This window comes from Ornithinibacillus liuyingii (assembly GCF_055550225.1).
The window spans coordinates 556,418-565,664 of sequence record NZ_JBPWOS010000001.1 but is presented as its reverse complement, the minus strand read 5'-3'; the positions used below and the strand labels follow the sequence as shown (position 1 = coordinate 565,664).

The 9,247-nt window shown below is 33.2% G+C and carries 11 protein-coding genes and 1 pseudogene; all 12 read right to left on the bottom strand.

What is annotated here, in order from left to right:
• Window positions 1-95: 95 nt before the first annotated feature.
• Window positions 96-557 (bottom strand): annotated as a pseudogene (locus tag ACSKT4_RS02875) (methyltransferase); the annotation flags it as partial.
• Window positions 558-723: 166 nt separating this feature from the next.
• Window positions 724-1,185 (bottom strand): VOC family protein, encoded by a 462-nt coding sequence (locus ACSKT4_RS02870; protein ID WP_465822773.1) that lies wholly within the window; start codon window positions 1,183-1,185, stop codon window positions 724-726.
• Window positions 1,186-1,288: 103 nt separating this feature from the next.
• Entirely contained in the window at window positions 1,289-1,684 is a 396-nt protein-coding gene (locus ACSKT4_RS02865; protein WP_465822772.1) for an NUDIX hydrolase, read from the bottom strand.
• Between the two features lie 235 nt (window positions 1,685-1,919).
• On the bottom strand, window positions 1,920-2,339 hold the full coding sequence (locus ACSKT4_RS02860; protein ID WP_186871425.1) for an RDD family protein: 420 nt from the start codon (window positions 2,337-2,339) through the stop codon (window positions 1,920-1,922).
• Between the two features lie 71 nt (window positions 2,340-2,410).
• On the bottom strand, window positions 2,411-3,205 hold the full coding sequence (locus ACSKT4_RS02855; RefSeq protein ID WP_465822771.1) for an MBL fold metallo-hydrolase: 795 nt from the start codon (window positions 3,203-3,205) through the stop codon (window positions 2,411-2,413).
• Window positions 3,206-3,270: 65 nt separating this feature from the next.
• Entirely contained in the window at window positions 3,271-3,606 is a 336-nt protein-coding gene (locus tag ACSKT4_RS02850; protein WP_465822770.1) for a peptide ABC transporter permease, read from the bottom strand.
• A 120-nt stretch (window positions 3,607-3,726) separates the two neighbouring features.
• A complete protein-coding gene (locus ACSKT4_RS02845; RefSeq protein WP_186871428.1) occupies window positions 3,727-4,182 on the bottom strand; it encodes an 8-oxo-dGTP diphosphatase in 456 nt (151 codons plus the stop codon).
• Between the two features lie 188 nt (window positions 4,183-4,370).
• Window positions 4,371-4,988: a class I SAM-dependent methyltransferase gene (locus ACSKT4_RS02840; protein WP_186871429.1), complete on the bottom strand. Its 618-nt coding sequence runs from the start codon at window positions 4,986-4,988 to the stop codon at window positions 4,371-4,373.
• A 383-nt stretch (window positions 4,989-5,371) separates the two neighbouring features.
• The gene (locus ACSKT4_RS02835) at window positions 5,372-6,004 is read right to left on the bottom strand and encodes a type 1 glutamine amidotransferase family protein (RefSeq protein ID WP_186871430.1); all 633 of its coding nucleotides are present in this window, start codon (window positions 6,002-6,004) and stop codon (window positions 5,372-5,374) included.
• 74 nt (window positions 6,005-6,078) lie between these two features.
• Entirely contained in the window at window positions 6,079-7,038 is a 960-nt protein-coding gene (locus ACSKT4_RS02830; protein WP_186871431.1) for a helix-turn-helix transcriptional regulator, read from the bottom strand.
• Window positions 7,039-7,335: 297 nt separating this feature from the next.
• The gene (locus tag ACSKT4_RS02825; RefSeq protein ID WP_186871432.1) at window positions 7,336-8,214 is read right to left on the bottom strand and encodes a CAP domain-containing protein; all 879 of its coding nucleotides are present in this window, start codon (window positions 8,212-8,214) and stop codon (window positions 7,336-7,338) included.
• A gap of 480 nt (window positions 8,215-8,694) precedes the next feature.
• Window positions 8,695-9,099, bottom strand: a complete 405-nt coding sequence (locus ACSKT4_RS02820) for a VOC family protein (protein ID WP_186871433.1) — start codon at window positions 9,097-9,099, stop codon at window positions 8,695-8,697.
• Between the last annotated feature and the right edge of the window lie 148 nt (window positions 9,100-9,247).

Sequence of the window (9,247 nt, the reverse complement as noted above, 5' to 3'; positions counted from 1 at the left end):
GTCCATTTTTGCTTCGAAGCTTTGGACACCTCGTATGATACCAAGAGGGCTCTTTTTGTTTCAATCCTCAAATTTCTTCATTACAGGAATGCTCCTAGTTCATAAGACGACATACCTGATATCCAATGTGGTTCAAAACATATGATTTTTCCGCCATCTATAACTGAATCTACCATTCTTTGAAGCATTTTTTGAGGCTTGGGCATGTGTAATAAAAATGCATGGCAAATAGCTATGTCATATTTACACTCTAATTCAACCTCATTCGTATCTGCTAAAATGAATTCTGTGTCAAAAGGAAGATCTTGAAAATAATCGACCGCCTTATTAATAAGTTGTTGTCCTTTGTCAATCCCTGTATATTTGGATCCCTTTGGTAATAAGGGTAATAATTTCAGTCCTAAATACCCATACCCACAGCCAAAATCAATAATATTTACCGGATTAGTAATCTTCCAAACCCTACTTACTAAGAACTCTAAATAGTCATCATTATAATATAAATCTCTTGTTCCTTTGAGGTATTCCAGTTGGGTATCCCAATAATAGTCCTCCATTTAAGTCCTCTCCTAAATATACTTTTTTAATATTCTAGTAATCTTACTCGTTTAGTTTGACAATTATTGTTCACCTTTATAGTAGCTCCTTCGTTACAAGTAATTCAAAAACACTTATTACTGTGTCATTCTAATTAAGTTAAAACATTCCATTGTGTAAAAAGGATTATAATTGTATTACACTAATCATATTTCCATTTATATCAGTCAAATCAAACCGTTTAGGTTCTCCATCTCTTATAGGAGATAAAATTACACCTTTTTCTTTTAGTATATTTCTTACCTTTTCTATATCACCAACCACATAGTTAAAAGGAGTGTATTTATCTATAGGCTGAAAACCCGAAATTTGCACTAGATGAAATCCGCAATTGGTTGCTATCGATAGACTACACATTCTTTCATTTTCCCATAATAACTTAAAACCAAAAATTTCTTGGTACCAATTCATCGATTCTTTAAGATCTTTCACAGGAAGAAATACTGCATCAATCCGTTCAATAAATTTGTCTTGTACCTGTTCACGCATAATGCTCATCTCCTTGGAATATAGTTTTTTGCCATTAAAAAATTGATTGTCATTAACGTTATCTTTTTTTAAATGTGTTTGCTTATCTTCTACGAACACTTTTCCGTTAGTAACATACTCAACTAGTTTTGTGAAGGAATATTCAGAAAGTAGCGATTGAAAGACTTCGTTCAATGGTAATGCAGCTTAATTTTTGTAGTAGCTACGTGAATAAGTTTTGAAGTTGTATAGCAACTTCTTTTGGTTTAACATCTAATTCAGATAATCTACTTATATCTACCCATTCTGGTAAATATATACCTCTATTTCTCTCTTTGTCCGTGTATTCTTCACCTCGGCCAGTTCCGAATGTACCATTAATGATCTCAGATAAGAAATAGTACTGAATTCCATTATATTCAACTTCTGCTATACATTCTTTGACCTTTACTTCTACTCCCAATTCCTCAAAAGCTTCTCTTCTTGCACCAGATTCTGGTGTTTCTCCTTTTTCTATTCCACCACCGGGATACACATAATAAACTGCACCAGCATTTATTCTTTTAATTAGTGCAACTTTTTGATTTTCGATTATTACTACTGAAGCTCTATCTCGCATATCCAAAACCTCTTTATTATTAATACTAAATTTCATTAAAGTAGGAACGAATTATAGGTGTCGTTCTCATAATCTTTATTGCCAATATGCATTTATTGTTAAGTATTTCTTCATTTTATATTAACATAATTTTCAAAAAACAAAAAAGAGGCAACTGTATTAATGGTAACCTTGCCTATGCACCTATTTGATTTAACTAAGTAAGATACTGCAGTCCAAAATCCAGATTTTCACTTTACTCTGGTATATTAGATGTAACGTAAGTTCGAGCCAATAAATCATGAATAGAGCGTCTATCAGCTCTTGTGGATACTAAATAAATACTAGCAATTAGTAGAATTCCAGCAGATATGCTATAAAGTAGTTGCGCTAAAAACCCTCTGATAATCATCGTACCGAAAGTCAACTTTTCTCCTGTTAAAGAGGCTATTCGGATACCTAGAATTCGTTTCCCTACGGTATAACCATTCCAAAATAATGGAAGGAAAACATCATATAAATAAGAGAAAATCAATGCAACAATTAAAGGATGAAAGTCAAAGAGAAAATGCATTAAAAATGAAAAAACGATCATTATTACTAAATCAATCATCAACGCAAAGCCACGTTCTGTAATATCTACAGGACTATCCTTTATGATATCAATAAGAACCATTCCTCTCTATGTCATGATATTTTTAAGTATGCAATTTTTTATTCCATCCTGTTTATATTAATTCTCTAAATCTATTCCTCTATAGCTATTCGCTTATTATCATCATGAATGCTCTTCCTCCCCTCAAAAAAGCGGAACTTAGAACGACATTTGGTTTCTAAATCTCCATTATCATGAACTAGTTGTTGTAAATAATATTTAGAGAAGTTTATTCTATTTAACATTTCTTCCTTTTTTGTCGTGGTCGAACCGTGACCAGGTATTAAATAGTTGATATTGAAATGATTTAAAATATACGAAGCTCTCTCGATGGTATCTACATAATCCTTATAATTACTAAATATAAAAGGAAATTCCACATCGGATAGATAGTCACCTGAGAGGAATATCCCGTATGGTTCAATGATAGTAAATAAACTATCATTTGTATGTCCTGGTGCTTTATAAAACGTTAAAGATAGATCTCCTATATTTTTACTTTCACCATCTTTCACAATGGGTAGGTCAACCACTGGATAAGTAGGCACATAATTTCTATCGATATAATACTTTTGGTCAAACTCATAAATTCTCTGAATAATTTTTTCTTTATCCGGATTATTGATGAATTCCTCTGTTGCGATTACTTTTGCTTCTGGAAAGGCACCAGAACCTATTATATGGTCGTAATCACTATGTGTATAAATAATATAGAGTTCCTTATTATCCAAGTGCTCATCTATGAAATTCCTAACTTCCTGGATTTCACCAGGCAGCCAATTAGGATCAGTCATGATAATAACCTCATTAGATTGTATGATAGCGGTAGAAGTCATGTACAACGAGCTTTGAAAAACAGTAATATTATTCTCTTGAAAGTGAAGCATAAAATCCCCCGTTCTAAATATAAGTCTATTGTGTATTCATACTTTCGGTCTTGATAGACACTGTCTTATTTGCTGAATATCGATAGAAAGTACGAATGCTTCTTTCTTTTTAGAAGATAACCTAGTGTTAATAAAATGATGGTATAGATACTGAAGAAACCAATCATAAGAACGGCTTCACCTGTATAACTAATCGGCTCATTTCCACTATGTTCATTAATATGTACTTCTTCTGCTTTATAGCTAAGCCATAAAATACTGGAAATCATTAGATACAAAAGTACTAGGGATGCTGACTTGACATAAAATAGTACTCTGTTATTTGAAGGAATTATTTGAATTATAAATAAAAACAGACCACTATATATAATCATAAAAAAGATTATCTCTGATATCCCCATCTTATCCCCCTAAATCTAAAAACCATATAAGAACGCTAACACTTTTGTTCAATGGGAAGCTTTTGCTTCTATTGAACCATTTCTTTTAGTTCTGGTATCCTTTTACATAGTTTACTACCGTTAAAGAAACTTTGAAGTTAATCTTTCTCCCTCTTTGAAATAATACAATTCGCTAATGTCTTCTGATTCAAATAGTTGAAGCATTTTCTCAAAATCATCTGCTAGATTATAATTCAAGAGCTCCTCTCTCTTGATCCAAAATACATACCCTTCTTGAGAAGATCTTAATTCACCTTCAAACTTATTTGTTTTATAAAGAAGGACAACATAACGCTCTCCTTCTGATGTCTGAAATTGTTTGATACCACAAAGAGTTGGTGATGTAATGGTCAAACCTGTTTCTTCATATACTTCACGTATTACGGAATCAGCGAAAGATTCGGATTCGTTTACATGACCACCTGGAAATGTAATACCAGGCCAATTGGAATTTACTCTATCTTGTACCAGAACGCTTCCTTTGCCATCATAGATCATACACATATTGGTTAATACGACATTTTCACTTCTACTCACAAGTATCACCCTTCTACGTTGTTTATTGTTATAATCAATTAATTAACTGGTTTATGTATCCTGAAATAAGTCGCCAACCAGTTTACACCAATCTCCCTATGTTTCAACATAATATTCCAATAAAAATCAGCCCATCTGATGCGCTGTTTTTCGACTATAGAAACTAATAATTTCATGATAGCTCATTTCTACTTATTTCTTAAAATAACAGATTGGAAGTGTAAGGTACCCCCAACTATTTCTTTTGGTACCACGTTAAAGTATTCTATTATAAAGAACTTCGATAATAATTCTTTTAGGGTGTGATCTTCATAAAAGGAGAAGAATCTTTTAGGAATATAAGCATCATCTTGCCAGATTCCCTCTGAATTTTCACCACCATAAACTCCTAAATAAAATAATCCATTTGGTGTTAAAACTCGTTTAATTTCATTAAGAACACTTTGTATATCTTCTTTAGAAACGTGAAGTAAACAATTCATTGCCCAGATAGAATCAAAATGTTTATCAGAAAAAACAAGATTTGAAAAACTCATTACTTGAGCATTTAAACCTTTTTCTTTACATAGTTTAATCATTTCAGGCGATATATCCGTACTAAAAGTGTTTAACCCTTTTTCTTTAAAAAACAGGCTATCTTTCCCTGGTCCTGCTCCAATTTCCAATAGACTATTTACGTTTTCACTTTGTATGTAATCTAAAAAAACTTCTCTTTCTTTGACCTTCCATGCTTGCATTGTAGATGAATCTCTTTCCTGTGCCTTTGTATTATATGATTCTGCGATATTTTCTATTGTTCTTTTCATTAACTCATCCCCTTTGTTATTAGCTTATTAAACTATCTGCCTCTACTTATCCCCTTAATTTTAACATATAATTACAGAAAAAATTAAAATTTTAGAATAAAACAAGACGGCCAATAATTGCCGCCTTGTTAAAAACAATTGCCTCAGACCTTCGTTATCTTCATATATTTCATCTACATTTCTAATTTGACACCTTGATCCATCTAGTTAGCATACTCTTCAGGATTTGAGGGGGGTCTTTCAGGATTTGGGGCACCTTCTTCAGGATTTGAGAACTCCTTTTCAGGATTTCAAGCATCATCTTCAGGATTTCATTATAGGATTAACCTAAAGCATCGTTAGTTAAAGTAAATGTAATACTCATACTACAATAATCTTTCAGTTCATTTGTTTATTGAATTCATTAGCTGGTAGAAATGTTCAGGCTTATGAGTCTTATTAAGTTTATACCATGAATCTAATGTATCTGGTGCAAATACATTTAGTTTTTTCAATACTTCATTAGCAAATTCCAATGGTGCTACGCCGGAAGCAGTAATCAGATTTGTATCAGTTACCACAGGACTTCTCTCATAAAAATTATCTCCATTATAATTAGGACAAACCATTTTCAAATACTCTAAGTCATTACTAGTATGCTTTCTGGAATCTAAGTAACCCATATTCGCGAGTCCTTCTGTTGCACCACAAATGGCTGCGATAATTGTGCCAAGTTCAATTGCATCCCCAATTTTTCTCAAAATAGGTTGATGGATTTCTTCACTCCAAGTGGTACCTCCAGGTAAGATTAAAAGCTCCTCACCCTGAAGATTACATTCATCTAGGGTAATATCTGGTTTTATACTTAGTCCTCCCATTGTACTAATTACTTCTTTATTCATTCCAATTGTGACTACTTCTAAAGGTGCTAACCCTTTTTTAAAATATCTTCCTGAGTTTAGTTCAGCAATTAAATATCCATATTCCCAATCTGACATCGTATTAAATACATAAAGATAAGCAGTTTTTATTTGCATCCGTTAACACTCCAATCCTATTGATATTGCCCATTATAATACAACTTCCCTGACAGCTAACGTCAGGGGAGTTGTTATATTTGATGAAATTTTATTAAATCGGATAGAACTTCGATAAGCCTATCCTTAAGACTTATTGGCTCAATCACTTGAATAGATTTCCCATACGATAAGAGTATATTAGGTAAATATGTATGTATCATATCTTTTTCGAGAGTAAATACTGCTTGATTTGAAATACGTTCTTGCAAATAATGCCCTAAAAACCAATTTTGACAAATGTCATCTAGAGAATTTGTATTTCCTTTGATAACTACAGAAATAATTTCTTTCCCTTCATTCAAAGTTGGAAGTAGATTTTTCATAAAATAGCCCCGTGCTAAAAATTGATTTGGCTGATTAAATTTATGTTCAGTTATCAATAAATTTCCAACTCTTTCTATCCTAAAACTACGAATATCATTCCTACGGTGACAAAATCCAATTACATACCACTTATTGTTCCAATATATAATTCTATACGGATCAACCAATCTATCATTTGGTAGATTTTCACCACTTTTTTGGTATAGGATTTTTACGGAATATCCGTCTGTTATAGCCTTTTTTAACTCCTTCAAGTAAGGTACTGTAGAGGAACTTACTCCATTTATTACCTCAAGAATGGATGAATGTTGGTTTAACTTTTCTTGCTGTTCTTGATTAGAATATTTTCTTAGCTTTGAAATAGCCCTGTTTAACGATTCATCTCCGTAATATCCTGCTTCTTCTGCAAACACAGCAGCATGAAGTAATGAGGTTTGCTCTTCTAGATTGAAGATAAGGGGAGCTTGTATAAAATTATTCAATAAAGTATATCCGCCGTTATGTCCTGGTTCTGAAACTATGGGTACACCACTGATTGAAAGCGTATCAATATAACGATACACAGTTCTTATATTCATCTCTAACTTTTCGGAGATTTGTTTAGCAGTAATTTTTTCACCGGAACTTAGCATCCATAAGATTGCTAGTACATTGTCAATTTTAGGCATTTATTTGCACCTCTGTATGGTAGTTAATATAAGTCTAAACGATATTTTAATTGAGGTAAGTATTATAATAAAACAAGTATAGCGTAGTCCCCCTTTTCGTAACAAGCATCCTCGTATTATAAATTAGTAATCGTCTATTGCAGGACCATTCTTCACGCACTAAACAGGGATGGTAGCCTAATAACGTTTATACTTTATACGGAACATTCTTCCTTACAAATCCCAGGTATCTGGAACATTTTTTATCCATACAAAAAAAGAGACTAGCAATTTGCTAATCTCTTGATGAGTCCAAATTTATTTACCGATAAATTGTTGTGTCCAAATGTTCCCTTGTTCCACATACCCTACACCAATGTGTGTAAAGTTCGAATTTAGTATATTTGCACGGTGGCCTTCACTGTTCATCCAAGCATTAACTACTTCTTGTGGAGAGCGCTGGCCTTTGGCGATGTTTTCACCTGCAGTACGGTAAGTTATTCCAAAGCTTTTCATCATGTCAAATGGTGAACCATAATTTGGGCTATTATGGCTAAAGTAATTGCTTGCTGCCATATCGCGTGATTTTTCTCTCGCTACTTTACTTAATTCTGTATCAACTTTCAAGGGAGCTAAGCCATTTTTCTCTCTTTCTTGATTTGTAAGCTCGACTACTTCTTGCTCGAATTGACTTAGTTCAGATGCTTGAGATTGGTTTTTCTCAGTTTCTTCTGCTATTTGTTCTGTTGCTTGATCTTTAGCTGGAGCCTGTTCAGTTTGTTCCTTAGCCGGCTCTTTCACTGGTTGTTCTTGTTGCTCAGTCTTCTCTGGTTGAGCAGGTTCTTCCTTTTGTGCAGGTTGCTCTTGTTGCTCAGTTTTTTCCGGCTGAGCAGGTTCTTCTTTTTGTGCTGGCTGCTCTTTTTGTTCAGACTTTTCTGGTTGAGCTGGTTGTTCCTTTTGAGTTACGTTCTTATTTGCTTCTTTCCAATCAATATGATATTTTTCCATCAGTTTATTGATTAGATTATGAATTTTTGCTTGTGCTTCTTGTCCAGTCAAACTACCATTTTCTCCATTGATTGAATAGTAGAATTTATAGTTAAACGAATGATTTGATTCGGCATTTGCTGTATCAAAACCTGCTCCAAAGATAAGAGCTGCTGATAAAGCTGTAACCATTCCAATTTTCTTAAACATTGAAATTTCCCTCTCCTTTTCGCTAAATGTTTGTTTATCAACTTACGAACACATCATAACACACGTTTTTTGTAATATTTATGGATTAATTTCCCATTAACATGGTCGGAATCTACTCGTAACTCCATCATTATATAAAAACACTAGAGTTATTAACTAGAACAGAAGAATAATAGTCTTAATTTTATTGCTATAAAATAGGAAAACAGGAAATTAATTCTAGGAATATAGTATTGACAACTTTTCGCGAATGCGCTTTTTGTAACAATTATCGCTATTTTGTAATATAAATTCCGACTTATTTACGGACATAGAGGCAGAATTACTAGATAAGGAAAAATACACTTGCAGCTAATATCTCCTAGTTTCCTTCTAGTCTTCAATCCTAGCAGGGAAATGTTAGTAAGTAGTCCAGCAATCTAAATTCAGTTCAAAAGAAAAACACCTCCAAATGGGGTGCAGTCGAAGTATTATCACTATTTAAAGCTTATTTTCTGATACTCGTAGAATAGTTTCCATACGTTCTTTCTCTTCTTTTTTATTTTTATATTCAAAGAATCCAATGATATTTCCCCACGGATCAGAAAAGGTTCCCCATCTTGCTGGTACATCTTTTCGTGAATAAATCTCAAAGTTTTCTACATTCAAATCATGAATAACTCTGTTTTTCTCTTTCTCCATGTTTAAAACTCCTAAACGAAGTGGACCACTCCCTTTTGCTGGTGTACCCTTAGCAAGTTGCAACCAACTACCTGGAACAACCTCCCATTCTGCAAATCCTTCATGGGGGACAAAATCAGGTTTACGTTGAAACAGTTCTTCGTACCATTTTTGCCCTTCTTCCATATCTGGTACTCGAATCTGAACAGTCATTTCAAAAATCAAAATAATCACTCCTAAAACTATGTAATTGCATCTTAAAGATAACACTTAATGCCTAATTCAAATTCTTCTGGTTTGCTCTCTTATATTCTGTGGAGATTAAATGCTATAAGGTTAATTAGAGTGTTCTCGTTTGTATGTATGCCATAAT